Genomic DNA, 25,962 nt, shown 5'->3' with positions numbered 1-25,962 from the left:
CACGGCGAGCGCCGCGGCATGCCCACCACCGTGGCCGTCCCGCCCCGGCTGGGACAACGCCGACCGGGGCATCCGGGACGCCGGGATGTCCCACCCCTCTCCGACCTGCGGAAACGCCATCCCACCCGGAACGCCCCACGGCCGCGCCGAGGGCGGACACAGCGGGACGGGCGGTGGCCGACGATGACCGTCGGCCGGAACGGGCGTGCTTGGATGAACACGGCACGCGTCGGGGTCGGACGGAGGGGAAGCGGTGGAGGAGGCTGACGAGACGGCCGAGTTCGCGGCGTTGCTGCGGGAGGTGAAGGACCGTTCGGGGCTGAGTTACGGGACGCTCTCCAGACGCCTGCACATCGGCACGTCGACGCTGCACCGGTACTGCAAGGGCGAGGCGGTGCCCATGGAGTACGCGCCCGTGGAGCGGTTCGCACGGGCCTGCAAGGCGACGCCGGAGGAGCTGGCGGAACTCCACCGACGGTGGCGGCTGGCGGACGAGCGGCGGGGGCGGAGGGCCAAACCCTCGGCCCGCACGGCACCGGAGTCCCCGGGACGGACAGCAAAGCCGGCGTCCGAGCCCGGACCCACTCCGGAACCGATCCCGGAACCCACTCCGGAGCCCACCCCCGCTCCCGAGCCGCCGGCCGTTCCCGCCCCGAGCGCCGACGACCGTTCCCGCCGCCGGTTCCCCCGTGGCCGGCGCCGTACCGCGCTGCTCGCCGGTGTCTCCATCGCGCTCGTCGCCGGCGCCGCCGCCCTCGCCGTACAGCCGCTGACCGGTGGGGACGAGGTGGCGGCGGAGCGACCCGCCGCCACCGCGACCGGAGACGGCCGGAACGGCGGGGGCACGCCGGAGCGGACGGACGGCCCGGCGTCCCCGTCGGCCTCCCGCACCGGCGGCGCGAGCCCGGCCCCTTCCCCGGGCGGAGACGGCGGCGAGGACGGTCCGGCGCGGAGCGGGCGGGAGACGGAACCGTCCGACGGCACCGCGCGCGGCGGCGTCCCGCTGACCGTCTCCGTCCGCCCGTACGCCTGGGAGGGCCCGTGCAGCCAGTACTACCTCGTCGACGCACCGCCCTCCAGGGTCCCCCCGCCGCCCTTCGCCCCGGACGCCCCCGGCTGGGTGGCGGCCACCCAAGCGGTCTCCTCCGGCAGCCAGTACGTGGAGTTGACCGTCCAGGGCACGGGTGACGACACGGTCGTCCTCAAGGACCTCCACGTCCGCGTGGCCGACCGGAGGGCCCCCCTCGCGTGGAACAACTACGCGACGGGCGTCGGCTGCGGCGGCGGTGTCTCCACCCGGCACTTCACCGTGGACTTGGACGAGGGCCGCCCGGACGCCGAACCCGGCGCCGACCAACGGGACTTCCCCTACAAGGTGAGCGAGAGCGACCCGGAGGTCCTCTACGTCACCGCGAGCACCGACGCCCACGACGTCGACTGGTACCTGGAGTTGGAGTGGTCCAGCGGCGACCGCCGCGGGACGCTCCGCGTCGACGACCGGGGCAGGCCGTTCCGCACCAGCGGCGCCGAGGGGCGCCCCACGTACATGTACCCGCTGGGGGCGGACGGCTGGACGGAGGAGCCGGACGAGGGCTGAGCCGGGCGACCCTCCGCCACCGAGCCGGGCACGGCGTCCGCGTCCTCCGCCGGGATTTGGGGAGTGAGTCGGAGGGCCGGAGAACCGCCGTGGGAGACGCCGTGAGAGACGGTGGCGGCCCGCCCACCGGCGTTCGCCGGACCCGCCCGGTGCGGACGTGCCAGGCTTGGGCGCATGACGGAACACGGCGGTGAACCGGTCGGCCTGGGCGACGCCCTCCAGGCGCTGGCCCTGACCAACTACGGGCACTTCACGTCGATGCGTGTCGAACGGGGCCGGGTGCGGGGGCTGTCCCTGCACCTGGACCGGCTGGTGCGCGACTGCCGGGCGGTGTTCGACACCCGCCTCGACCCCGAACGCGTCCGGGAGCACATCCGCCGCACCGTGCCCCGCGAGGGCTCCTGCGTGGCGCGGGTGACCGTCTTCGACCCGGCGCTCAGCCCGGCCCGCATCGAACCGGACGCCCGCCCCCACGTCCTGGTGACGACGTCCCCCGCCGTGGACGGGCCGTCGACGCCGCTGCGGGTCCGCACCGTCACCCACACCCGGGACATGCCCGAGGTGAAGAACACCGGCCTGTTCGGCTCCCTGCGCCACCGCCGCGAGGCCCGCCGCGCCGGCTTCGACGACGTGCTCTTCGTCGACGGGCGGGGACGTGTCCGCGAGGGCGGCACCTGGAACATCGGCTTCATCGAGGGCGATCGGGTGGTCTGGCCCGAGGCGGACTGCCTGGAGGGAGTCACCATGCGGCTGCTCCAGCGGCTCCACGACGACTCGACCACGGCCCCGGTGACCCTCGCCGACGCGGCCCGGTTCGACGCGGCCTTCGCCACCAACGCCGTCGTGGGCGTCCGCCCCGTCGCGGCCCTGGACGACCTCGTCCTTCCGGACTCCCATCCGCTGATCGACGAACTCCGCGACCGGTACACGGCCCTGCCCGGCGACCCGATCTGACGACCGGCGGCGGGCCGGGAGGACGCGACCCGACGGCAGGAGCGACGGCGGGCCCGACGACAGGAGCCCGGCCCCGCGAGGGGGCCGGGCTCCTGTCACGATCGGCCGTCACGACCGGTGGCGGGCGAAGGTCACTTCGCCTGGGCCTCCTTGGTGGCCTGCTCGATGCGCTCGCCGATGGTGGCGTCGACGTTCTTCCAGTACTCAAAGGCACGGGAGAGAACCGGCTCCTGCACCGGGGCGAGGGCACCGGCGACGGTCTCGACGAAGCGGTCGCGCTGGGCGTCGTCGAAGACCTCGCGGACCAGCGTGCCGGGCTGCGTGAAGTCGTCGTCCTCGGCGTGCAGCGCGTAGGCGCTGCGCACCATCTCGCCGTCGGCCTCCCAGCCGTCCTCGACCGGGCCGGTCTCGTCGGCGTACGGGCGACCGAAGGAGTTCGGGGCGTACACCGGGGTCTTGCCGGTGTGCTCGAACGTCATGTTGCCGTCGAAGGTGTAGGAGTTGACCTTCACCTTCGGGCGGTTGACCGGCAACTGGAAGTAGTTGGTGCCGATCCGGGCGCGCTGGGCGTCCGCGTAGGCGAAGACGCGGCCGAGCAGCATCTTGTCGGGGGAGACGCCGATGCCCGGGACGAGGTTCGACGGCGCGAAGGCCGCCTGCTCGATCTCGGCGAAGAAGTTCTCCGGGTTCCGGTTCAGCGTCATCTTGCCGACCTTGATCAGCGGGTAGTCCGCGTGCGGCCACACCTTGGTCAGGTCGAACGGGTTGAAGCGGTAGTCCTTGGCGTCCGCGTACGGCATGACCTGGACGTGGAGGGTCCAGCTCGGGAACTCGTCGCGCTCGATCGCGTCGAACAGGTCGCGGCGGTGGTACTCCGCGTCCGTGCCCGCGAGGCGCTCGGCCTCCTCGTTCGACAGGAACTCGAGGCCCTGGTCGGAGATGAAGTGGTACTTGACCCAGAACTTCTCGCCCTCGGCGTTGATCCACATGTAGGTGTGGGAGCCGTAGCCGTTCATGTGGCGCCAGGTCGCGGGAAGACCGCGCTCACCCATGAGGTAGGTCACCTGGTGGGCGGACTCGGGGTTCGACGTCCAGAAGTCCCACTGCATGGTGTTGTCGCGCAGACCGGTGTGCGGCATGCGCTTCTGGGACCGGATGAAGTTCGGGAACTTCATGGGGTCGCGCACGAAGAAGACCGGCGTGTTGTTGCCGACGATGTCGTAGTTGCCCTCGGAGGTGTAGAACTTCAGGGCGAAACCGCGGACGTCGCGCCAGGTGTCGGGCGAACCCTGCTCGCCGGCCACGGTGGAGAACCGGGCGAGCATCTCGGTCGTGGCGCCCTGCTGGAAGACGGCCGCCTTGGTGTAGCGGGAGACGTCCTCGGTGGTCTCGAAGACACCGAAGGCGCCGCCGCCCTTGGCGTGCGGGTTGCGCTCCGGCACGCGCTCGCGGTTGAAGTGCGCGAGGGTCTCGACCAGGTGCACGTCGTGCAGCAGCAGCGGGCCGTTGCTGCCGAGGCTGAGCGAGTTGCGGTTGCTGACGGCCGGCGCGCCGTTCTCCAGCGTCGCCGGGGTGTCGATCGAGTCGGTCAAGGCGGTCTCTCCTTCAAAGCGAGCGGGGCCGAGGCCCTGGGGTCTCACGGCTGCGGACACAGACGAACGCGGTGAGGCGTCTGTGGCGCAGTGCGGGTCGACGGCGTCCCCGCGGTCACGGCGGACCAGGTCCGATGGGTGTGCGGTGCCGTGATCCGTGAACTTCATCCTACAATAGACTTTGTCTAAGTCAGTTGCCGCTCCAAAGTCATACTCCATCGGAGCGGGTTTCATCGAGAGTTGGGTCGGCTTGCCATGAGTGACCTTCTGGAACGTCTGCGTGAACGTGGCTGGCGAATGACCGCGCAACGACGTGTCGTGGCCGAGGTCCTCGCAGGTGAGCACGTTCATCTGACCGCCGACGAAGTCCACGCGCGCGCCGTCGCGAGGCTCCCGGAGATCTCTCGGGCCACGGTCTACAACACGCTCGGCGAGCTGGTCGCACTCGGAGAAGTGACCGAGGTCACATCGGTCAAGCGCGCCAAGACGTACGACCCGAACGCGCACCGGCCCCACCACCACCTGGTCTGCGACCACTGCGGCGCGATCCGGGACGTGCACCCGACGGGCGACCCGATCTCCGACCTCCCCGCCTCCGAGCGCTACGGCTTCACCCTCCGCGACGCGGAGATCACCTACCGGGGCGCCTGTCCCGGCTGCTCGCCCCACTGACCCGCGGGCTCCGGACGGGCCGGTCCGAGCGGGCGGAGCGGGCCGAGGACGCCGACGGAGAGCGTCCACAGCGGGAGCGGGAACGCCGCGACCCGTTCCATGCCTCCCATGCCGAGTCCCAGGCAGTGGTTGGGAGAGGAAGAGTCCGAAAGCGGTGAGCGCCACGGCTCCCGACAAGGCGGTCACCCGGCGCGTGAAGCGCGGAGCACCGACCGCCAGGCCGAATCCGACGCCGGCGCCCGCCGGCAGGAGACGGACCACGGTCGCCTCCGCCGAGATCCGGCGGCGTGAGAGCCCGTGCACGCCCCGGCGCCCTGCTGAAGGGTCGGCCGTCATCGTGCGGACGAGTCGAGGGGGGAGGGGCGTGCGGGGCAAGCGCCGGACACCGGTGGGTGTTCCGACCGTCACGGCACCGGCGCTCACGCTGGGAACGGCTTCGGGCGGCGCCCGGCAGACCCGCGCGGCACCGGCGGACGCTCCGGCCACGGCGCGCCGGCGTCACCGGTCAGTCGGCGGTGGGGCGCCAGCCGGCGGCCTGGGCGGCGGTGGAACGGGAACCCCACCACCAGAAGAGGACGGCGAGGATCTGGGCGAGGACCAGAAGCGAGGCCAGGAAGGACCAGGTGAGGACGGCGCCCTTCGCGGTCATCGGGGCGGCGAGCCACAGGGAGACCAGGACGCCGACGGCGCCGGCCGCGGCCAGCGGCACCAGGATCGCCCACACCGCGCCGGCGTAGAAGACGCCGCGGTGGCCGACCAGCACGCTGAGGGGCGCGAGGGCGCGGCCGAAGCGGAGGAAGTCGCCCAGATTGTTCGCTGCCGCGGCGAAAGCGAGCAGCCCCACTCCGATGACACCGAGGAACAGTGTCCACGCGGCGGGATCGCGGAGCTCGGCCGCCCCGAACAGCCACTCCCCGGCGACCACCATGACCTGGGGAGCCGGCAGGTTCCGGAAGGCGGCCTCCTTCACCTCGCCGACCGGCAGGTCGCCGCCGCCGTCACGGACGATCAGAAGCCGTTCGGCCTCCCGGGCCAGGCGCTCCGGCGGGTCGGCACGGTGCAGAGTCACGTCCGCCGCACCGCCACCGAACCAGGCGGTCAGTTCCTGGAGGCGCGGGTCGGCCGGATCAGCGGTACTCGTGCCGCACGGGGCGTTCAGTGCCCGCAAGGCGGCGCAGTCGCCGTAGAGGGCGATCGAACGGTTGTCGGAGGATTCGACCTCCAAGGCGAGCCCCTGGGCGCCCTCGGGCAGATCCCGCAGAAACGCCCTGTTCTGCCGCTGGTCGGCAGCCGAGCTCACGGTCAGCATGGAATCGCCGATCCGCTCGTGCGTGGCCTTGGCGGCGATCATCGCGTCGTTGAGCAGACTCGTGTTCAGCTGGATCTGAGTGACCAGACCGATGGCGACGACCACACTGGCCACCAGCCGGGCGGTGACCCCCGGCTGGGCGACTGCCCGGCGGCCGGCGATCAGTGCCCCCGGCCGGCCGTGCCGGTTGCCCAGCCGGACCAGCAGGCGCCCAAGCGCCGAGACACCGGCGGCGATCAGTGCGGGCAGGGTGGCCAGGGTACCCACCACACCGCACACGTAGACGAGGAACCACAGCGAGCCGCCGCCCGTCAGCAGGTCCGGACCGCGTGTGGCGACGAGCAGGAACACTGGGCACGACCAGGCCATTCGGCGGGAGGTGAAGCGATTCCGGGCCCGGGGGCGGGTGCCATGCCCCGCTCGACCGGTACGGTGCAGCAACGTCACCGCGGCCGGCACGGCGAGCGCCGCGGCGAGGACCGCCGCGAAGAGGGCGGGAGCCCAACGGCGCAGGTCGGTGGCGGGCAGGACGAAGTCCACGACGGGCACGGTGAGGTTGGACGGCAGAGCCAGGCTCACGACGACAGCCGCCGCACTCGCGCCGAGTGCCACCGGAAGGGCCGCCTCGCCGACGTTGACCACGACCCGAGCGCGTGTTCCCGCGCCCAGGGCGCGCAGCAGCGCGACCCGGCGGTCCCGTCCCGCCGCACCCGAACGGGCGGCGACGACCACGAGGACGGCCGCGGGGAACAGCAGCATCCCCACCACCAGGAAGGTGAAGGCGGACAGCGGCGGGAGAGACTCCCGGTCGCCGAAGACGGACCGCTCGTCCGCGCCGAACCCCGCCGCCGTGGTCATGTTGCCGGGGTCGAGGAGACCGGACGCGGGACGTACGTACGCCAACCGTTCCCCCGGTACCTCGAGCCCTGCTTCGGAGATGGATCCGACCGGCTTCCCGTACCTGTCGAGGGAGTCTTCCCGGACGAGGTCCGCGCGCAGCGCCTTGGACAACACCGCCTCGCCGGGCGCGGGCCACCGCTCCACCCCCGGTGGCGGGGCGACACCGCCACCCCGTGGGTCGACGAAGACGATCGACCGCTGGGCGCCGCCCACGTCGTCGTAGGCGACCTGTACGAGCAGTGGCGCCCGGTCCGGGTCCGCCACGCCGACGTACTGCGGCGCGCGGGCGGAGCCGCGCAGTTCGCGACCGTCGTAGACGGCGAAACCGGCGACCAGCACGGCGGCGGCGAGAGCCAGGGCGAACGTCGCGCACAGCAGGGACGTGAAGCGCAGGCCGTGCCCCTCCGAACCCCTTCCCGCCGCACGGCCTATCGCGAACAGGCGCACATAGGTGGCGAGCATGTTCATCGGATCGCTCCCCCAGCCGTGCTTCCGGTGCCGGGGAGCGCGGTGCCCGCGTCGTTCAAGCGTCCCCGACTCAGGTGCAGGTGCCGGTCGGAACGCCCTGCGATGGCGGGATCGTGGGTGACGACCACGAGGCCGCAGCCCCACTGCCGCGGCACCGAGAAGAGCATCCGCGCCACCTCGTCCCGTGTGCTGCCGTCCAGCGCCCCGGTCGGTTCGTCGGCCAGGACCAGGGAAGGCCGATTGATCAGTGCACGTGCCACCGCGGTGCGTTGCCGCTCGCCGCCGGACAGTTCCGCCGTCGGGGTGCCGCCCAGCGGGACGCCCAGCGTGGTCAGCAACTCCTCGGCGTCCGCGTACGCCGTGCGGCGAGGGACCCCGGACAGCAGCGCCGCGAGGGCGGTGTTCTCCAACGGGGTCAGTTCAGGCAGGAGTTCGCCGAACTGGAAAACCATGCCCATGTGGTCCCGTCGGTGCCGGTTCAGCGCGCGCTCGCGTAACCGCGTGATGTCGACGCCGGCGACCACGATTCGCCCGCCCTGCGGTCTCACCAGGCCCAGCAGGCACATCAGCAGAGTGCTCTTCCCACTGCCGCTCGGACCGGTGATCGCGACGGACTCACCGGCCCCGACGGAGAGGTCCAGCCCGTCGAGCAGTAAGCGTCCCGCGATCTCGTAGCGTACGTCCGATACCGACAGCACGATCCGGTCGGTTTCCATCGCCTTTCCCATCTCCCCGTACGAACGTCACCAGGCCGGGCGACGTTCGTACGGGCTCGGTCGGCGGGGCGGGCCGTCGGCCCGCCCCGCTGCGGAACCCCCGTGAAGGGCTCCCCGTGCTTACGGGTTGGAGACCTTCCCCGAACACCTGTCGGGCTGGAAGTCCAGCGAAACGCAGGCCTTCTGGTCGAGGATCTTGCTGCCGGTGCCGCTCGTGGCGTGTGTTCCGGAACCGCTCTTGTTGTGGAGCGCACGCTCGGTCGAGGGGCTGGCCTGACGATGGTAAAGGCCGTACACCGAGTCGCTGTCGCCCTTGGTGTCGTAGACCCGGATGTACTTGTAGCCCTCCGCCTTCTTGGTGCTGGCCCTGGCTCCGTCGGTCTCCGCGGAGAGGGCGAACGCCGGAGAACTGCCGGCCAGCATGGCCACGCATGGCCACGCCGAGGACACTCGGGACGATACGGCGCTTCCTTGTGCTGCTCAGCTGTCTCTTCCCGATCTGTCAGGGCGCGGACCGCCGTGCGGCGGTTGCCGTTGCACGGCGCTGACGGCGTCCTGTGTCACGCCTCCGCGTCCGCCCATTTGGCCTGGGCCGTGCGTGCCGCCGCCGGGGGTGCGCTCGCCCTCTGTCCGGACTTGACCGTTCCCGTGGTGGACGCCTACCTCAAGCCCGCGCGCCGACGGGAGCAGAGGACCTCGGCCCGGAGGCTCCTCGCCGAACTGTCCCCGCGTGAACGGGAGGTGCTTCTCCATGTGGCCGAGGGGCGGTCCGACGCGCAGATCGCGACTGAGCTTTCGCTCAGTCGGTACACGGTCAAGGACCACCTGCGGAATATTCGCGGCAAGCTGGGCGGAGACAGCCGCCTGAGTATCGCCCGGCTCGCGTGGCAGGCCGGCTTCGGGGGCGACTCCGTGGCGGGAGGCCCGGAGACGGCGAGCGCGTAGCACGCCACCTCTCCCCGGAGCGCCACGTCTCCTGCGGGCAACAAAGCAAGGCCCAGGTCGCCGACCCGGGCCTTCGTCGTGGAGCGGGTGACGGGAATCGAACCCGCGCTCTGAGCTTGGGAAGCTCATGTTCTACCATTAAACTACACCCGCGAGGAGCGAACGATCATCGTTGCTCATCGAGCCACACTGTACCGCATCTCGGACCCCCGGCGCACAGCCGTGGGGTCTTTTTGCTGTGTGCGCCGGGGGTTGGCGGTGTGGTCGGGGGAAGCGGGGGAAGGGAGTTGAGGCGTACGGTGGGTGGAGTGCCGGGTGATGGAGCAGTCCGCTTGATCCCCTAATGTGGCTTTCGTCGTCCACGTACATGGGAAGAGGCAAGCGATGGAATCCACCGTCGTTCGGTGTGCCGAAGGGCACGTGTTCAGCACCTCGACGTTCCCGATGCAGAATCTCGGCTCCAGCCGGATCGGTCCCGGCCGGTTGCTGCGGTGTCCGCGGTGCGCGCGGCTGCGGCAGGCCGTTCCGGTGGCCCGCGCCGTCAAGCGCTGAGCCGGCCGCCGGGGAACGCCGAGGCGCCGGCACGCGACGGTAGCGCGGCGGGATGAGCCGAGGCGGGATGAGCCGAGGTGGGACCACGGGCCCGGTGCGGAGGCGTCGGGTCCGTGGTCTGTACGCTCGGGACGTGCTTCTCTCAGACAAGGACATCCGGGCAGAGATCGACGCCGGACGGGTGAGGATCGATCCGTACGACCCGGCGATGGTGCAGCCCTCCAGCATCGACGTACGGCTGGACCGCTTCTTCCGGGTGTTCGAGAACCACCGCTACCCCCACATCGACCCGGCCGTCGAGCAGCCCGACCTGACGCGGGTGGTGGAGCCGGAGGGGGACGAGCCGTTCATCCTGCATCCGGGCGAGTTCGTGCTCGCCTCCACGTACGAGGTCGTCACGCTCCCCGACGACATCGCCTCCCGGCTCGAGGGCAAGAGCTCGCTGGGACGGCTGGGCCTGCTGACGCACTCCACCGCCGGGTTCATCGACCCCGGCTTCTCCGGGCACGTGACGCTGGAGCTGTCGAACGTGGCGACGCTGCCCATGAAGCTCTGGCCCGGAATGAAGATCGGGCAGTTGTGCATGTTCCGGCTCACCTCGCCCGCCGAGCACCCGTACGGTTCCGCCCGGTACGGCTCCCGTTACCAGGGACAGCGCGGGCCGACGCCCTCGCGGTCCTACCTGAACTTCCACCGCACGCAGATCTGAGGAGAGATCGAGGCGCATGAGCCAGGAGCGGGAGAACCTGACGTACGAGCTCTTCGGACGGGCGATCCGGGAGCTGGCGCAGGAGATCGCGGACGACGGGTACGAGCCGGACATGATCCTGTCCATCGCGCGCGGTGGGCTGTTCGTCGCCGGAGGGCTCGGATACGCCCTCGACGTGAAGAACCTGCACGTCATGAACGTGGAGTTCTACACCGGTGTGGGCGAGACGCTGGAGATGCCCGTCATGCTCCCGCCGGTTCCCAACCTCGTCGACCTGCGCGAGAAGAGGATCCTCGTCGCCGACGACGTCGCCGACACCGGCAAGACGCTCAAGCTGGTGCACGACTTCTGCTCCGAGCACGTGGCCGAGGTGCGGTCCGCGGTGGTCTACGAGAAGCCGCAGTCGCTGGTGAAGTGCGAGTACGTGTGGAAGCGCACCGACCGTTGGATCAACTTCCCGTGGTCCGTCCAGCCGCCCGTGGTGCGGCGGGACGGACAGGTCCTGGACTCCTGAGCGGAGAGGAAACGTGACGAGGGCCCCGGCCCGGAAACGGCCGGGGCCCTCGTCGTCGACAGGGGCGTCGACAGGGACGTCGACAGGGTGGAGGGGCGGGTCAGGCCGCGGTGGCCACGTTGTCCTTCACCCGCATCCGCTCGCCGAGGAAGCCGCCGAGCGCGGTGAGCAGGGCCAGGGCGGCCAACAGCAGGGAGACCGGCCAGGACGCGCCGCCGCTGGTGTCCAGCAGCGCGGTGGCGACGAAGGGCAGGAAGCCGGTGAGGGCGCCCGCCAGGTTGTACGCCAGGGCCACGCCGCTGTAGCGGAGGTGCGCCGGGAACAGCTCGGTGAGCAGGGCGCCGGAGACGGCGTACGCCACGGAGAGCACGGCGATGCCGAGCGCCACCGCGAACACGACCAGCAGCGGACTCTTGGTGTCGATCAGCCAGAAGAGCGGGAAGGCGAGCAGCGCGGTGGCGGCACCGCCCCAGAGGGTGACCCGGCCGGGGCCGATCCGCTCCGCCACCCGGCCCATGTACAGGATCACCGCGATCTGGAAGACGGCCGCGACAAGGGTGGCGTTGACCATCAGGCTCCGCGACAGCCCCAGGGTGTCGGCGCCGTAGCTGATCACGAAGGTGGTCATGATGTAGAAGCCGCCGACGCCCAGCAGGGCCGAGGTGATGGCGACCAACAGCCGGCGCCAGGCGGTCCGGAAGACGTCCACCGCCGGGATCTTGGCGCGCTCGTCCTGCTTGAGCAGCTCCTCGAAGAGCGGCGACTCCTCCACCTTGCGGCGGATGTAGACGGCGACGAGCAGCAGCGGGAAGGCGGCCAGGAACGGCAGGCGCCAGCCCCAGGAGTCGAAGGAGTCCTTGGGCAGCAGCAGCACCAGGGAGAAGGCGCCGGAGGAGAGCAGGGTGCCGACCGGGGAGCCGACCTGGGGCAGGGCGGCGTACCGTCCGCGCTTCGCCGGTGGCGCGTGCTCCACGGCCAGGGTGACGGCGCCGCCCCACTCGCCGCCGACCGCGATGCCCTGCAGCAGGCGCAACAGGACCAGCAGCAGCGGCGCGGCGATGCCGATGGCGGCGTAGCCGGGCAGCAGACCGATGAGGCCGGTGGCGACGCCGATCAACACCACGGTGATGAGCAGGGCGGGCCGGCGGCCGATGCGGTCTCCCAGCCAGCCGAAGATCACGGCGCCGACGGGACGGGCCACGAAGCCGACGCCGAAGGTGGCGAAGGCGGCGAGGGTGGCGGCCGTGGGATTCAGGGAGGTGAAGTACAGCCGGTTGAAGACGATGGCGGCGGCGGTGCCGAAGAGGTAGTAGTCGTACCACTCCAGGGCCGTACCGACGAAGGACGCGAAGGCGACGCGGCCCGCTTCCTTCTCGGTGACCACCACCTTCTCGGTGCCGTTCGGGCCGCCCGAGGCGGTGCCCGCGGCGTGTTCCAGCTTGCTCATGTCCTGTAGTGCTCCTTGCGTGCGGCCGTCAGACGCCGGCCTGGGGGAGGGGGCCGGTCACGGACGCGACGGTCCCGAGTGAGTCGGCGCCGTGCACGCACTCGCCCGCCACGAAGGTGGCGAGTACGTCGATGGCGCCGATTCGGCCGCTGTCGATCTCCACGGGGTCGTCGGACAGCAGGACGAGGTCGGCCAGCTTGCCGGGGGTGAGGCTGCCCCGCCGGTCCTCGTCGTGGCCGGCCCATGCGGCGTCGATGGTGTAGGCGCGCAGGGCCTGTTCGGCGGTGACCCGTTCGTCCGGGCCGAGTACCGCGCCGTCCCGGCTGAGCCGTTCGACCATGGACTGCATGCCCAGCAGCGGGGCGCCCGGGGCGACCGGGCGGTCCGAGCTGCCGGGGACGCGCAGGCCGTGGTCGAGGAAGGACTTGTGGCGGTACATCCAGGGGGTCCGCTCGGGGCCGAGGGCCTCGGCCATGGTGTCGCCCACCGCGTACAGGAAATGGGCCTGCGGCACGGGCGTCACCTCCAGTTCGGCGTAGCGCTTCAACTGGTCGGGGCGGACGACGCCGGAGTGCTCGATGCGGTGGCGCACTCCGGGGCGCGGTGCGGTGCGCCGGGCCTCGTCGAAGGCGTCGAGGGCGAGGTCGACGGCGGCGTCGCCGATGGCGTGGGCGGCGATCCGCCAGCCGGCGCGGTGGGCGGCGACCACGAGCCGGCGCATCTCGTCGGGGTCGTTCTGGTAGACGCCGGTGGAGTGGTCGTGCCCGCAGAAGGGTTCGGTGACGGTGGCGGTGCGGCCGATGAGCGAGCCGTCCAGCCAGATCTTCATCGGGCCGATCCGCAGCCGGTCGTCGCCGAAGCCGGAGCGCAGGCCGAGGTCGATGCCGGTGGTGATGCCGTCGTCGTGGTGCGCGTCGAGCGGGTGGAGGTTGTCGGCGGCGACCATCAGCTCGACGCGGGTGCGCAGGGTGCCCCGTTCGCGGGCGAGCTGGTACGCGGCGGCCTCCACGGGACTGCGGCCGATCAGGCCGCGTCCGATGCCGGCCTCGGTGACCTGGGTGAGGCCCTCGGAGGCGTAGACGGCGCTCGCCCGGCCGATGGCGTCGGCGAGCTCGGCCACCGGGTAGGGCATGACGAGCCCGGTCACCAGGGACTGGGCGCGCTCCTGGAGGAGTCCGGTGGGGACGCCGGAGGCGTCGCGGACGACGACTCCGCCCTCGGGGTCGGCGGTGGCGCCGTCCAGGACGCCCGCGAGCCGCAGCACTTCGCCGCTGACGGCGCACATGTGGCCCGAGCGGTGCTTGAGCCACACGGGCCTGCCGCCGCCGGCGCGGTCGAGCGCCTCGCGGTGCGGGTGGCCGCCCATGACGGTGTCGTCGTAGCCGGAGCCCACGACCCAGGCGTCGGCGGGGAGGGCGGCGGCGCGGCGGGCGACGGCGTCGTACACCTGCTCCAGGGTGCCGGCGTCGGACAGGTCGAGTTCGTCCAGGGACTGGCCGAACCAGGCCATGTGGTTGTGGGCGTCGCCGAAGCCGGGGACGACGACCGCGCCGCGGCAGTCCACGGTGGTGCGGGCGGGCAGGTCCGCGACCGTGGCGTCGAGGCCGACGATCCGGCCGTGGAGGACGCCGAGGGCGTGGGCGCGGGGGTGGTCGTCGTCGACCGTGCGGATGCGGGCGTTGACGAGTTTCAGATCGAGCATGTCGGGTCTTTTCGGGCGGGCCGCGGGCGTCAGGCGAGGTTCTGGAGCCGGGTCAGCGGCAGTTCGGCGGCGTGGTGGATGTCGACGGGGCGGCCGTCGATGTGGACCGCGTCGGGTGTGGTGGGTACCCGCACGTCCGGCACGGCGGTGTTGGCGACCATGTCGGCCCTGGTCAGGCCGCGGCTGTCGCGCAGGGCGGTGTAGCGCACCCCGCGGGGCAGCGCGTCGACCGCGGCGCGGTCCTCCAGGCACGCGGAGGAGACGAAGACGGTGGACAGCCGGCGCGGTGCCCCGCCCAGGCCGCCGAAGTAGGGCTTCATCACGCGCGGTTGGGTGAGCCGGGTGGAGCCGGAGCCGGAGCCGGTCAGGCCCCAGGCGACGAATCCGGACTTCAGCACCAGTTCGGGCTGGGCGCCGAAGGTCGCCGGCCGCCACAGGACGACATCGGCGATGGAGCCGGGGCGCAGGGAGCCCACCTCGTGGGCCATGCCGTGGGCGATGGCGGGGTTGAGCGTGACCTTGGCGAGGTAGCGCAGCACCCGCTCGTTGTTGACGAAGTCCGGTCCCGTCTCGCCCGCCAGGTGGGCCTGGACGTGGGCGAGCTGCCAGGTGCGGCGGGCGGTCTCGGCGATCCGTCCCATGCCCATGGAGTCGGAGTTGACGATGCTGATCGCGCCCAGGTCGTGGAGGGCGTTCTCGGCGGCGATGGCGTGCTCGCGCACCCGGCTCGCGGCGATGGACACGTCGCTGGGCACGCCGTGGTGGCCGCGGTGGACGGTCATCGTCATCGGCAGCAGCTCGGCGACGGTGGCCGGGGTGAGCGGCAGGGTCGGGGTGGTGGAGGAGGTCAGGACGTGCGGCTGGGAGACGATCTCCAGCAGGTCCGGGTGCCCGCCGCCGCCCTCGACGTGGTAGGCGTGCACCGTCCGGCCGCGGGTGGCGTCGAGGGTGTCGGAGAGGTAGCCGGACTCGTTGAGGGTGTCGGTGTGGAGCGCGACCGGCAGGTCGGTCTGCTCGGCGACGCCCAGGCAGGTGTCGACGATCCTCGGGGTGGCGCCCCAGTCCTCGTGGATCTTGAAGCCGCCGGCCCCGGCGAGGACGGCGCGCTCCAGCAGCTCCCGAGAGGAGGAGGAGCCGCGGGCCAGGAACGCCACGTTGATCGGGGCGTCGCGCCAGCCCTCGATGAGGCTGTGGAGGTTGTACGCGGGGTTGGCGCCCACGTCCCACACGCCGCCGATGCCCATGCCGACCAGGGAGGTGACGCCGGCGGCCAGCGCGGCGGGCACCACCTCGGCGCTGGAGAGGTGGACGTGGGAGTCGACGATGCCGGGGGTGGCGATGAGTCCCTCCCCGGTGATCATCGCGGTGTGGGAGTCGACGACCAGTTCGACGCCGTCGGTGTTCTCGGGGTTGCCGGCCCGGCCGACGCCGACGATCCGGCCGTCCTTGACGCCGATGTTGGTCTTGCGGACGCCCAGCAGCGGGTCCATGACGACGACGCCGAGGATCACCATGTCCAGGGCGCTGTCGCGCGGGGCGCGGCCGGTGACCAGCAGTCCGTCGCGGGTGGTCTTGCCGCAGCCGCCGAGCAGTTCCTCGCCGGGTTCGGTGTCGTCGCCCTCGACGCGCACCCACAGGTCGGTGTCGGCGAGCCGGATCAGGTCGCCGGTGGTGGGGCCGTAGACGGAGGCATAGGCGCTCCGGGACATTCGGCTCATGACTGCCTGCCTCCTCGTGCCACCAGGGTGACGGAGCGGGTGCGGCCGGGCGGGAACTCGACCGAGGTGCCGGCCGGGACGTCCAGCCGGTGACCGCGGGCGGCCTCGCGGTCGAACTCCAGGGCGGTGTTGACCTCCTCCAGGGGGAAGTGGGAGGAGACCCAGACCGTCCGCGGGCCGCGGTTGGTGACGGTCAGGGTGCGGCGCGGCCGGCCGGGGGCCAGCTCGGTCTCCTCCTCGGCGCCGCCGGCGACCAGGAAGCCGCCGGGTCCGGTGGGGTCGGCCGGGCCGAACGGCTCGGAGACGTGGACCAGGGTGGAGCCGTGCGGGAAGAGGGCCTCGACCTGGATGCTCGGGACGGTCTCGGGCACGCCGGGGAGCAGCCGGTCGCGGGGGACGACGTGCTTGGCCCGCTCGACGACCTCCTCCAGGGGAGTGCCGTCCCAGGCCAGCTCCAGGATCTCGTCACACACCAGGGCGATGGCCTCGGTCGCGCCGAGCCGCGCGCCGCGGGCAAGTCGTTTGCGGGCCAGTTCGGCGGCCGAGAACAGCAGGAGTCTCTCCTGCTCGCGTGGAGTGAGGTGCATGGGCGATCTCCCCTTCGGACATGCGCGGCCGACCGCCGCGCCTGGGGGTATGTCCAACAGGCTGCCTGGTGAGAAGGGGTTGAACAATGGCGGAACGCTCCGTGATGCGTACCGGATAATGGGCATATGCACAATCCGCCGTTCTCCGCTGTCCCGGCGGACCCTCTCGCCACCGCCGTTCCGGTGCCGGTCCCGACCGCTGTCTCGGCCGCCGTCCCGGCCTCGGCGACTTCTCCGGCGCCCGACGCGAGCGCCGTCCCCGAGCGGCTGCACCGGCTCGCCCACGACTGCCTGGACCACGTGGAGGAACTGGTCGAGCGCTATGTGGCGGAGGTCTCCGGCCTCGACGGCTACCGCTCCACCGTCGACGCCGCGGACCTGCGCGACACCGCCCGCGACTGCTTCGAACTCCTGCTCAGGCTGATCGGCGGGCTGCCGCTGCGCGAGGGTCTCCGCGAGGTCTCCGACCGGTTGGGGCGTCGCCGCGTCCACCAGGGCGTGCCGTTGGAGCGGCTGATGCAGGCCGTGCGAATGGACTTCCGGATGCTGTGGACGGTCTTCCTGGAGAGGCTCCCGCCCGAGGAGTGGTCGGAGCTGACGCGCGAGGCGGTGCGGGTGTGGGAGGCCGTGGAGTCCCACACCGTGCGGGTCCAGGCCGGGTATCTGGACGAGGCGGCCGTGCTGGCCCGGGAGCGGGAGAGGGAACGGGCCGCGCTGATGGGGCGGCTGCTGTCGTCCGACGGCCGTGACCAGCAGCTCGTCGCCCGGGTGGCGACGCTGCTGCGGGTGAGCGCGCAGGACGACTTCGCGGTGGCCATCGCGCCCCCCGCCTCCCAGGACGCGATGCGGCGGGCCGCCGCGACCCGGCTGGGCGGCCAGGTCTTCCACCTCCAGCAGCACCAGGGAATGCTGGTGCTCGTCGTCCGGCTCCCGCGCGGCGACCGCGCCCTGCCGGCGGCCTGGTTGGCCGGCGTGCCGTGTGCGGTGGGTCCGGTGGCGCACGGTCTGGCCCACGTGCCCGGCGTCGTCCGCGCCGCGGAGGCGATCGCCGTCGGCCTGGGCCCGGAGGCCGACGGGCCGGTGGCGCTGACCGACGCGTGGATGCCGGTGGCCGCGACCGGGCTGGGCCCGATCGCGGGGATGCTGGCCGACTCGGTGCTCTCCGAGCTGGACCGTCTGCCGCCGCACGAGCGGGAGCGGCTGCTGGAGACGGTGACCGCGTACTGCGACTCCGGGTCGGTCGCCGAGACCGCGAGCGCCCTCTACTGCCACCGCAACACGGTCCTCAACCGGCTGCGCCGGTTCACCGAGCTCACCGGCTTCGATCCGACGCGGCCCGAGGAGGCGGCCACCGTCCTGTTCGCCCTGTGCTGCCGGGCCTCCGGCTGACGCGCGGACGGAGGACGGAGGACGGAGGAGGCCGATGGGCCGCGCCGGAAAAGCGGTGCGGGGCCGCCCGGACGCCGGGCGGCCCCGCACGGGCCTCGTCGGGGTGCCGGGCCTGCCGCCCGGTCGTCGCCCCGGTTACCCCGATTACAGGGTGCCGAGCTTGATCAGCGCCAGCAGCGCGATCAGTTGGATCGAGGAGGCGCCCAGCGCCTTGGGCCAGGGCAGTTCGTGCGAACGGCCGACCATCAGCGTGAACAGCGCGCCCGCCGCCAGCCAGGTGATCCAGCCGACGACCTGGACCAGCGTGGCGGCGCCGCCGAGGAACATCGCCAGGATCAGCCGCGGGGTGTCCGTGATCGACATGATCAGCATCGACAGGCCGACCGTCGGCGCCCACAGGCCGTTGCCGCCGAGCTGACGGGCCAGGGTGTGGGTCACCACGCCCATCAGCAGACTGGAGATCACCAGGGCCAGGCCGGTGATCAGCACGAACGGGACCGCCGTGGAGAGGGTGGAGTTGATCGCGTCCTCGCGGGCCTGCTCGAAGCCGAAGACGGCGAACAGGCCGTAGAGGAAGGTGACGACCAGCGCCGGGCCCCACACCGTGTGGTCGCGCATCTGCCAGAAGGTGGCGCCGGGACGCAGCACGATCCCGCTCAGCAACTGCTTCCAGTGCAGCCGGGGAGCGGGCGGCGGCGCCGGGTGGCCCGCCCCATGGCCCGCGCCGTCGGTGTAGCCGTCGCCCGGGTGGGGGGCGTGGCCGTGGTCGGGCGCCTCGCCGACGCTGAACACCTGGGTGTGTCCGGGGTTGTCGGAGTACGGGTCGTGCCCGGGGCCGAAGTACTCCGGCTCGCCGTACCCTCCGCCGCCCTGGGGCCACTGGGGCTGCCCGTGGGCGGGCTGCCCGTACGGCGGCTGCTGAACCCGGCCGTACGGTGGCTGCCCGTGAGTCGGCTGCCCGTACGGCCCCGGGGCCTGCCGCGGGGGGTGCTGACCGTGCTGCTGCGCGTTCCGGGGGTCCCGGCCCCGTCCCATCCTGAATCCAGCCACGCCATCGAACGTACCGTGTCCCGACGGCCGGGGCGCCGGGCCCCGGCGGGATGTCCGGCATTGCCGCCGAGCTGTGACATCCCGCCGGGTCCGGAAGCCTCCGAAAGCCTCCGAAAGCCTCCGGAAGCCGCCGGGGATCGACCGTCAGGGGAGGAGGGCGGAACCGAACCAGGCCTGCCCGGACAGCCCGGCGTTCGCCGCGGTCAGCGCGAAGACGCCGCTGGTGGACACCCCGGAGGAGGTGCCCCGGAACACCTGGAGGTAGCCCTGGCTGGAGTCCTCGCCGGGGATGCCGACGCTCAACTCCGCACGGCCGTCGCCGGTGAGGTCGGCGAGCCGGACGGACCGGCCGAAGTAGTCGTACGCCTCGGCACCGCCCGGCACCCCGGCGGTGTCCTGGTGGAGCGAGACGGCGCGGTCGGTCGACAGCCCGTCCGCGGAGCCGTACAGCACCGTCACCATGCCCGCCCCGGACTTCCCGGAGAGGTCCTCCAGGATCGCGCCGACCGCCACGTCGGCGCGGCCGTCGCCGTCGACGTCGCCCACGGCGACGGAGGAGCCGAACGAGTCGGCCGGTTCGGAGACGCCGGGCACGCCCGGGGTGTCCTGATCGACGATCAGGGGCCGCTGCGTCGGGTCGGGTCCGTCGGGGCCGCCGTACCAGACGCTGATCTGGCCGCCGAGCCGCCCGGTCCCGCCGTCGCGGGGGTCGTTGGAGGCGCCGAGGACGAGGTCGCCGTAGCCGTCGCCGTCCACGTCGCCGATGGAGCCCACCTCGCCGTCGGCGCCGGGCAGTTCGGTGCGGACGAGCCTGCCGTCCACGAACCGGTCCACGTACACGGTGCCGTTGGGGTCGCCGTCCAGGGGGCCGGGCAGCATGACGCGGTCGGCGCGGCCGTCCCCGTCGAGGTCGCCGGAGATCACGTTGCGGGTGGTGCCCAGACGGTTGTCCAGGTACCGGCGGGCGGGCTCGCCGCTCCGCGCGAAGGGACCCGTGTAGTGGTAGGGGCCGTCGTTGCCGGCGACGGTCAGGTCCAGGGCGCCGTCCTCGGTGAAGTCGCCGACGGCCAGGTTCTGCCCGAAGGCGGATCCCTCCCGCCACGCGGGCTGCGGCAGGGCGGTCCCCGCGCCGAGGCCGTTCGCCGATCCCCAGACGACGGTGACCGAGCCGACGCCCTCGCGGGTGCCGATGGCCTCCGAGTCCGATCCGACGACGAGGTCGGTGTGGCCGTCCCCGTCCAGGTCGCCGGTGGCCATGGCAGTGCCGAACCGGTCGCCGGCCTCGGCCACGCCGGGGATGCCGGGCGAGTTCTGGTGGATGACGGTCCGGCGGGCGGCGGAGAGGCCGCTCGCGGAGCCGTACAGCACGACGACGGCTCCCGCCTGCTGGACGCCGCCCACCGTGGCGTCGGGGGCGCCGACCACCAGGTCCCGGTGGCCGTCGCCGTTCAGGTCGTCGTGGAGACCGGCGGGGGTGGCGGACGCGGTGGAGGCGGCGGGCAGCGGAGCGACGAGCAGGGCGGTGGAGGCGAGCAGCGCGGCGGTGAGCCGGACGCGGGCGCGGGGACGCATGGGATTCCTTCCTCGGACCATGGTCGGGGCGGGGGCGGGGGCGGGGGAGGGCCGGTCAGCCCGCGAGTACGGCACCGAACCGTCCCTTCGCCGTGGACGACAGTCCGGCGGAGCCCGCGGCGAAGCCCACGGACCCGGTGGTGGTGACGCCGCTCGCCGAGCCGGGCAGGACGGTCACCGCGCCGACGCCGTCGTTCTCGCCGGGGGAGCCGATGGTCAGGTCCGCGCGGCCGTCCCTGGTGGTGTCGGTCGCCAGGAGGGAGCCGCCGAAGAGGTCGCCGCTCTCCGCGGCGCCGGGCACACCGGTGGTGCCCTGGTCGAGCATCCGCGATCCGGTGGTGGTGACGCCGCTCGCCGAGCCGGGCAGGACGGTCACCGCCCCGGTGTCGACGGCGTCCCCCAGGTCCTCGCCGGGAGCGCCGACGACGAGGTCGAGGTGACGGTCCCCGTTGACGTCGCCGAGGGTCACGGCGCCGCCGAACCGGTCGCCGGCCTCGGAGCCGCCCGGCACGTTCGGGCTGTCCTGGGTGAGGGTGAGGAGCGGTGCCCGGCTGCCCCCGGGAACCACCATCACCCGGCCGCCTCCGGTGTCCGGGTCCCCGATGACCACGTCCTGCTGTCCGTCCCGGTCCAGGTCGCCGACGGCGATCGACGTGCCGGCGGGGAGTTCGCCCTCGACGTCCAGCCCGGTGTTGTGGGGGGTGCCGCGCAGCAGCCAGGTGCCGGGTGCGTCGCCGCGCCCGTCGGTGCCGCCCCGGCCCCGTCCGGTGACGATCAGGTCGGCGCGCACGGCGTCCGGCACCACGGTCATCGAGGTGACGCCGTGGTGCTCGCTGCAGTCCACCCCGGTGCCTCCGGCGTAGGACGGGATGGTGCGGTCGCCGTCGCCGTGGATGATGTGGATCATGCAGCCGTCGGAGCCGAGGGCGAGGTCCGGGTCGCCGTCGCCGGTGAAGTCGGCGACGGCGAAGGAGCGTCCGAAGGCGTCGTGGTCGCGGGGCGCGGGGTCGGGGACGGTCCGCGAGCCGGTCAGGCCGTTCCTCGATCCCCAGACGACGGTGAGCGACCCGCCTCCGACGTCCCCGTACACCTCCTCGCCGGGGGCGCCGACGAAGATGTCCGCGAGGCCGTCGCGGTCGTAGTCGGCGACGGCGACCGCGGCGCCGAACCGGTCGCCGGCCTCGGCCGCGCCGGGGATGCCGGGCGAGTTCTGGTGGATCACGGTCCGGCTGCCGGCCTTGATGCCCGACGCCGATCCGTAGTGCACCACCACGGCGCCGGCGGCCCGGTGTCCGTCGACGGTGGCGTCGGGGGCGGCGATGACGACGTCGGCGTAACCGTCGCCGTTGACGTCGCCCCGGACGCCGGCGGCGGCGGCCGAACCGGCGGTGGCGACCATGAGACCGCCGGTGAGGGCGGCCACGACGACGGTCGCCAGGGACGTGCGGAAACGTCTGTGCACTCGGGACTCTCCTGCCGAGGGGGGAAGAGGGGCCGCCCGACGGCCGTGGCCGGCGGACGCCGAACGCACGGATGTCACCGGGGGTTGGCTCCCGGTTCACACAGGGGCGGCGCTCGTACAGACCTCCGACAGGGCGCGGGGGTTGTACGGACCGGAGCACTTCTCCGTGCGAGCGCTCCGCGCGCGAACGTCCCGCCCCCGCGCCACCCCCGCGCCGCCCCCCGAGCCCGCCCGCCGCACAGGACGGCGAAGACGGCGACGGCCGGTTCCGCGTGGTGCGGAACCGGCCGTCGGCGGGGACGGGGTGGTCGTCCGGTGGGACCTACGTGCCTACGTGGCGGGCTCGGGCTCGGGGGCCGACGCGGTGTCCTCCGTGCCGCCCGGGTCGGCGGGGGTCTTGACCGAGTCCAGCAGGAGCTGGGCCACGTCCACGACCTGCAGGTCCTCCTTGGCCGTGCCCTCGTTCTTCTTGCCGTTGACCGAGTCGCTCAGCATCACCAGGCAGAACGGGCAGGCGGTGGAGACGATGTCGGGGTTGAGCGACAGCGCCTCGTCCACGCGCTCGACGTTGATGCGCTTGCCGATCCGCTCCTCCATCCACATCCGCGCGCCGCCGGCGCCACAGCAGAAGCCGCGCTCCTTGTGGCGGTGCATCTCCTCGTTCCGCAGGCCCGGCACCTTGGCGATGATCTCGCGCGGCGGCGTGTAGACCTGGTTGTGGCGGCCCAGGTAGCAGGGGTCGTGGTAGGTGATCAGACCCTCGACCGGGGTGACGGGGATCAGCTTGCCGGTGTCGATCAGGTGCTGGAGCAGTTGGGTGTGGTGGATGACCTCGTAGTGCCCGCCGAGCTGCGGGTACTCGTTGGCGATCGTGTTGAAGCAGTGCGGGCAGGTCGCGACGATCTTCTTCTTGGACGTCGGCAGCTTCGTCGACTCGTCCTCGTCGTCCTCGCCGAACGCCATGTTCAGGGCCGCGACGTTCTCGGCTCCGAGCTGCTGGAAGAGGAACTCGTTGCCCAGCCGGCGGGCGGAGTCACCGGTGCACTTCTCGTCGCCGCCCATGATCGCGAACTTGACGCCCGCGATGTGCAGCAGCTCGGCGAAGGCCTTGGTGGTCTTCTTGGCGCGGTCCTCCAGGGCGCCCGCGCAGCCGACCCAGTACAGGTACTCGACCTCGGACAGGTCCTCGATGTCCTTGCCGACGACCGGGACGGGGAAGTCGACCTCCTTGGTCCACTCCAGCCGCTGCTTCTTGGCCAGACCCCAGGGGTTGCCCTTCTTCTCCAGGTTCTTGAGCATCGTCCCGGCCTCGGACGGGAAGGCGCTCTCGATCATCACCTGGTAGCGGCGCATGTCGACGATGTGGTCGACGTGCTCGATGTCCACCGGGCACTGCTCGACGCAGGCGCCGCAGGTGGTGCAGGACCACAGCACGTCCGGGTCGATGACGCCGTTCTCCTCCAGCGTCCCGATCAGCGGACGCTCGGCCTCGGCCAGCGCCGCGGCGGGCACGTCCTTCAACTGCTCCTCGCTCGCCTTCTCCTCGCCCTCGGCGTTCTTGCCGCCGCCCGCGAGCAGGTAGGGGGCCTTGGCGTGCGCGTGGTCGCGCAGCGACATGATCAGCAGCTTCGGGGAGAGCGGCTTGCCGGTGTTCCAGGCGGGGCACTGCGACTGGCAGCGACCGCACTCGGTGCAGGTGGAGAAGTCCAGCAGGCCCTTCCAGGAGAAGTGCTCGACCTGGGAGACGCCGAAGGTGGTCTCCTCGCCCTCCTCCTCGTCGAAGACGTTCTCGAAGTCGATCGGCTTTCCGCCGCTCGTCATGGGCTGCAGCGCGCCCAGCGCCGTGGAGCCGTCGGCGTCGCGCTTGAACCAGATGTTGGGGAAGGCCAGGAAGCGGTGCCAGGCCACGCCCATGTCGGTGTTGAGGCCGACCACGGTCATCCAGATCAGCGAGACGCTGATCTTGATCATCGCGGTGAAGTAGATCAGGTTCTGCAGCGTGCCGATCTCCAGCCCGTCGAAGGCCGTCACCAGCGGGTAGGAGACGAAGTACGCCGCCTGGTAGCCGTCGACGTGGTGGATCGCGCCCTCCAGGCCGCGCAGCACCAGGATCGCCAGGCCGATGGTGAGGATGACGGCCTCGACGAAGTACGCCTGCCAGGCCGTCGAACCGGCGAAGCGGGACTTGCGGCCGGGCCGGGTGGGCAGGTTGAGCAGCCGGATCGCGATCAGCACCAGGATGCCGACCACCGTCATCAGGCCGATGAACTCGATGTACATCTCGAACGGCAGGAAGCCGCCGAGGACGGGGAGGGTGAAGTCGGCCTGGAAGAGCTGCCCGTACGCCTGGGCCAGGGTCGGGGGGAGGGTCAGGAAGCCGATCGCGACGAACCAGTGGGCGACGCCGACGACCCCCCACCGGTTCATCCGGGTGTGGCCGAGGAACTCCTTGACCAGGGTGATCGTTCGCTGCTTCGGCTGGTCGGTGCGCGAACCCGCGGGTACCGACTGGCCGAGTTTGACGAACCGGTAGATCTGCGCGATGGCGCGGGCAAAGAGCGCAACGCCGACCGCGGTGATGACCAGCGAGACGACGATCGCGGCGAGTTGCATGACGGCTCCTCGAACCTGCGGGGGCGGTGCCTGCTGCTGCAAGCTTACTAAGCGGTAACTTATCCGATCTGTTCGAGAGTACCCACTAACACAAGGCGTCTGTAGACGCCCGGACGGTGATCTGCGTCGCTGAGGCGCACCTTGGGGTGCGACGCCCGGGGACGCCGACCGGCGGTGCCGTCGGAGGCGGTCGTGTGTCCGGGTGGGGCCATCCTATAGAGCCCCCTCCGCTGAATTACGGGGAAATGCAGTAGAAAGGGATGAGTCGAAGACTCGCGGCCGGCCGCGGTCGGAGCGGTGAACCCGGTGGGGAACTCGGGCCCTCCGGTGCGCGTATCACTCCCGGGTCGAGGTGGTGAGGCCTCGGGGCAGTAATGTGAGCCGAACAACCGGAAAAGAGTTGAGTCGGCATGACTCAGCTCTCTTGACGATGCCCTCCCGGTGCTGCACTCTTGAGTCAGATCTACTCAAGGCATGAGCTGGAGGAACTCGACATGGCACGTGCGGTCGGCATCGACCTGGGTACGACGAACTCCGTCGTCAGTGTTCTGGAGGGCGGTGAGCCCACTGTCATCGCCAACGCCGAGGGCGCCAGGACCACGCCGTCCGTCGTGGCCTTCGCGAAGAACGGTGAGGTCCTGGTCGGTGAGGTGGCCAAGCGCCAGGCCGTCACCAACGTCGACAGGACGATCCGGTCGGTCAAGCGTCACATGGGCACCGACTGGAAGATCAACCTGGACGGCAAGGACTTCAACCCCCAGCAGATCAGCGCCTTCGTCCTGCAGAAGCTGAAGCGGGACGCCGAGGCCTACCTGGGCGAGAAGGTCACCGACGCGGTGATCACCGTCCCGGCGTACTTCAACGACCACGAGCGCCAGGCGACGAAGGAGGCCGGTGAGATCGCCGGTCTGAACGTGCTGCGCATCGTCAACGAGCCGACCGCCGCCGCCCTCGCCTACGGGCTGGAGAAGGAAGACCAGATGATCCTGGTCTTCGACCTCGGCGGTGGCACCTTCGACGTGTCCCTGCTGGAGATCGGCGACGGCGTCGTCGAGGTGAAGGCCACCAACGGTGACAACAACCTCGGCGGTGACGACTGGGACCAGCGGGTCGTCGACTACCTGGTCAAGCAGTTCCAGAACGCCCACGGCGTGGACCTGGCCAAGGACAAGATGGCCCTCCAGCGGCTGCGCGAGGCCGCGGAGAAGGCGAAGATCGAGCTGTCCAGCTCGACCGAGACGACCATCAACCTGCCCTACATCACCGCCTCGGCCGAGGGCCCGCTGCACCTGGACGAGAAGCTCACCCGCGCCCAGTTCCAGCAGCTCACCCAGGACCTGCTGGAGCGCTGCAAGATCCCGTTCAACAACGTGATCAAGGACGCGGGCGTCTCGGTCTCGGAGATCGATCACGTGGTGCTGGTCGGCGGCTCCACCCGGATGCCGGCCGTCTCCGAACTGGTCAAGGAACTGACCGGCGGCAAGGAGGCCAACA

Annotated in this window: 21 protein-coding genes and 1 tRNA gene; 9 read left to right on the top strand and 13 right to left on the bottom strand. The window is 71.8% G+C overall.

What is annotated here, in order from left to right; genetic code table 11:
* The first annotated feature begins 253 nt into the window (after nt 1–253).
* Both IF47_RS0113790 and IF47_RS0113785 read left to right on the top strand, forming a co-directional pair.
* Complete coding sequence (locus IF47_RS0113790) at nt 254–1,597, top strand: helix-turn-helix domain-containing protein (protein ID WP_031509043.1); 1,344 nt, start codon at nt 254–256, stop codon at nt 1,595–1,597.
* 174 nt (nt 1,598–1,771) lie between these two features.
* A complete protein-coding gene (locus tag IF47_RS0113785; protein WP_031509042.1) occupies nt 1,772–2,551 on the top strand; it encodes an aminotransferase class IV in 780 nt (259 codons plus the stop codon).
* Nucleotides 2,552–2,682: 131 nt separating this feature from the next.
* Here IF47_RS0113785 and IF47_RS0113780 read toward each other — a convergent pair whose 3' ends face one another.
* Nucleotides 2,683–4,143 (bottom strand): catalase, encoded by a 1,461-nt coding sequence (locus tag IF47_RS0113780; RefSeq protein ID WP_037732575.1) that lies wholly within the window; start codon nt 4,141–4,143, stop codon nt 2,683–2,685.
* A 255-nt stretch (nt 4,144–4,398) separates the two neighbouring features.
* Here IF47_RS0113780 and IF47_RS0113775 point away from each other — a divergent pair, with 255 nt between their 5' ends.
* A complete protein-coding gene (locus tag IF47_RS0113775) occupies nt 4,399–4,815 on the top strand; it encodes a Fur family transcriptional regulator (RefSeq protein ID WP_031509040.1) in 417 nt (138 codons plus the stop codon).
* A gap of 505 nt (nt 4,816–5,320) precedes the next feature.
* On the opposite strand, the gene IF47_RS0113770 is transcribed toward IF47_RS0113775, so the two are convergent.
* The 3 genes from IF47_RS0113770 to IF47_RS31530 all read right to left on the bottom strand — a co-directional run bounded on the left by IF47_RS0113770 (nt 5,321) and on the right by IF47_RS31530 (nt 8,631).
* On the bottom strand, nt 5,321–7,492 hold the full coding sequence (locus IF47_RS0113770; RefSeq protein WP_051717615.1) for a hypothetical protein: 2,172 nt from the start codon (nt 7,490–7,492) through the stop codon (nt 5,321–5,323).
* On the bottom strand, nt 7,489–8,208 hold the full coding sequence (locus IF47_RS0113765; RefSeq protein WP_051717613.1) for an ABC transporter ATP-binding protein: 720 nt from the start codon (nt 8,206–8,208) through the stop codon (nt 7,489–7,491). Before IF47_RS0113765 ends, IF47_RS0113770 begins: the two co-directional genes overlap by 4 nt.
* Nucleotides 8,209–8,328: 120 nt before the next feature.
* Complete coding sequence (locus tag IF47_RS31530) at nt 8,329–8,631, bottom strand: hypothetical protein (RefSeq protein ID WP_051717611.1); 303 nt, start codon at nt 8,629–8,631, stop codon at nt 8,329–8,331.
* A 213-nt stretch (nt 8,632–8,844) separates the two neighbouring features.
* On the opposite strand from IF47_RS31530, the gene IF47_RS31525 reads away from it, so the two are divergent.
* Nucleotides 8,845–9,153 carry a response regulator transcription factor gene (locus IF47_RS31525; protein WP_245641108.1) on the top strand — a complete coding sequence of 103 codons (309 nt, stop codon included), beginning with the start codon at nt 8,845–8,847 and terminating at the stop codon, nt 9,151–9,153.
* 79 nt (nt 9,154–9,232) lie between these two features.
* On the opposite strand, the gene IF47_RS0113750 is transcribed toward IF47_RS31525, so the two are convergent.
* Nucleotides 9,233–9,306 (bottom strand) — tRNA-Gly (locus tag IF47_RS0113750).
* 231 nt (nt 9,307–9,537) lie between these two features.
* Between IF47_RS0113750 and IF47_RS31060 the strand changes: the two genes are divergently transcribed.
* The 3 genes from IF47_RS31060 (at nt 9,538) to IF47_RS0113735 (ending at nt 10,928) form a co-directional block, all read left to right on the top strand.
* Nucleotides 9,538–9,705 carry a hypothetical protein gene (locus tag IF47_RS31060; RefSeq protein WP_169745215.1) on the top strand — a complete coding sequence of 56 codons (168 nt, stop codon included), beginning with the start codon at nt 9,538–9,540 and terminating at the stop codon, nt 9,703–9,705.
* Nucleotides 9,706–9,838: 133 nt separating this feature from the next.
* Nucleotides 9,839–10,414, top strand: coding sequence for a dCTP deaminase (gene dcd / locus IF47_RS0113740; RefSeq protein WP_031509035.1), 576 nt, complete (start codon nt 9,839–9,841; stop codon nt 10,412–10,414).
* A gap of 16 nt (nt 10,415–10,430) precedes the next feature.
* On the top strand, nt 10,431–10,928 hold the full coding sequence (locus IF47_RS0113735; protein WP_031509034.1) for a phosphoribosyltransferase: 498 nt from the start codon (nt 10,431–10,433) through the stop codon (nt 10,926–10,928).
* Nucleotides 10,929–11,028: 100 nt separating this feature from the next.
* On the opposite strand, the gene IF47_RS0113730 is transcribed toward IF47_RS0113735, so the two are convergent.
* The 4 genes from IF47_RS0113730 to ureA are packed head-to-tail and all read right to left on the bottom strand — an operon-like array spanning nt 11,029 to nt 16,382.
* Nucleotides 11,029–12,375 (bottom strand): MFS transporter, encoded by a 1,347-nt coding sequence (locus IF47_RS0113730; RefSeq protein ID WP_031509033.1) that lies wholly within the window; start codon nt 12,373–12,375, stop codon nt 11,029–11,031.
* Between the two features lie 28 nt (nt 12,376–12,403).
* A complete protein-coding gene (locus IF47_RS0113725; protein ID WP_031509032.1) occupies nt 12,404–14,077 on the bottom strand; it encodes an amidohydrolase in 1,674 nt (557 codons plus the stop codon).
* Nucleotides 14,078–14,106: 29 nt separating this feature from the next.
* Complete coding sequence (locus IF47_RS0113720) at nt 14,107–15,795, bottom strand: urease subunit alpha (protein ID WP_031509031.1); 1,689 nt, start codon at nt 15,793–15,795, stop codon at nt 14,107–14,109.
* Nucleotides 15,792–16,382, bottom strand: coding sequence for an urease subunit gamma (ureA, locus tag IF47_RS0113715; protein ID WP_031509030.1), 591 nt, complete (start codon nt 16,380–16,382; stop codon nt 15,792–15,794). The genes IF47_RS0113720 and ureA overlap by 4 nt, the downstream gene beginning before the upstream one ends.
* 126 nt (nt 16,383–16,508) lie before the next feature.
* On the opposite strand from ureA, the gene IF47_RS0113710 reads away from it, so the two are divergent.
* Nucleotides 16,509–17,771, top strand: a complete 1,263-nt coding sequence (locus tag IF47_RS0113710) for a PucR family transcriptional regulator (protein WP_078591809.1) — start codon at nt 16,509–16,511, stop codon at nt 17,769–17,771.
* Nucleotides 17,772–17,915: 144 nt separating this feature from the next.
* Here IF47_RS0113710 and IF47_RS0113705 read toward each other — a convergent pair whose 3' ends face one another.
* The 4 genes from IF47_RS0113705 to IF47_RS0113690 all read right to left on the bottom strand — a co-directional run bounded on the left by IF47_RS0113705 (nt 17,916) and on the right by IF47_RS0113690 (nt 24,468).
* Entirely contained in the window at nt 17,916–18,821 is a 906-nt protein-coding gene (locus IF47_RS0113705; protein ID WP_031509028.1) for a Yip1 family protein, read from the bottom strand.
* A gap of 144 nt (nt 18,822–18,965) precedes the next feature.
* Nucleotides 18,966–20,393 (bottom strand): FG-GAP-like repeat-containing protein, encoded by a 1,428-nt coding sequence (locus tag IF47_RS0113700; protein ID WP_031509027.1) that lies wholly within the window; start codon nt 20,391–20,393, stop codon nt 18,966–18,968.
* 55 nt (nt 20,394–20,448) lie between these two features.
* The gene (locus IF47_RS0113695) at nt 20,449–21,855 is read right to left on the bottom strand and encodes a VCBS repeat-containing protein (protein WP_031509026.1); all 1,407 of its coding nucleotides are present in this window, start codon (nt 21,853–21,855) and stop codon (nt 20,449–20,451) included.
* Nucleotides 21,856–22,185: 330 nt separating this feature from the next.
* Nucleotides 22,186–24,468, bottom strand: a complete 2,283-nt coding sequence (locus IF47_RS0113690; RefSeq protein WP_031509025.1) for a (Fe-S)-binding protein — start codon at nt 24,466–24,468, stop codon at nt 22,186–22,188.
* A gap of 494 nt (nt 24,469–24,962) precedes the next feature.
* Between IF47_RS0113690 and IF47_RS0113685 the strand changes: the two genes are divergently transcribed.
* Nucleotides 24,963–25,962: Hsp70 family protein (locus tag IF47_RS0113685; RefSeq protein ID WP_031509024.1), on the top strand; the 1,000-nt coding region annotated here is incomplete at its 3' end.

The organism is Streptomyces megasporus (assembly GCF_000718985.1).
Classification (GTDB): Bacteria; Actinomycetota; Actinomycetes; order Streptomycetales; family Streptomycetaceae; genus Streptomyces; species Streptomyces megasporus.
The sequence above is the reverse complement of the archived record's forward strand: the minus strand, read 5'-3'. Positions and strand labels throughout refer to the sequence as shown.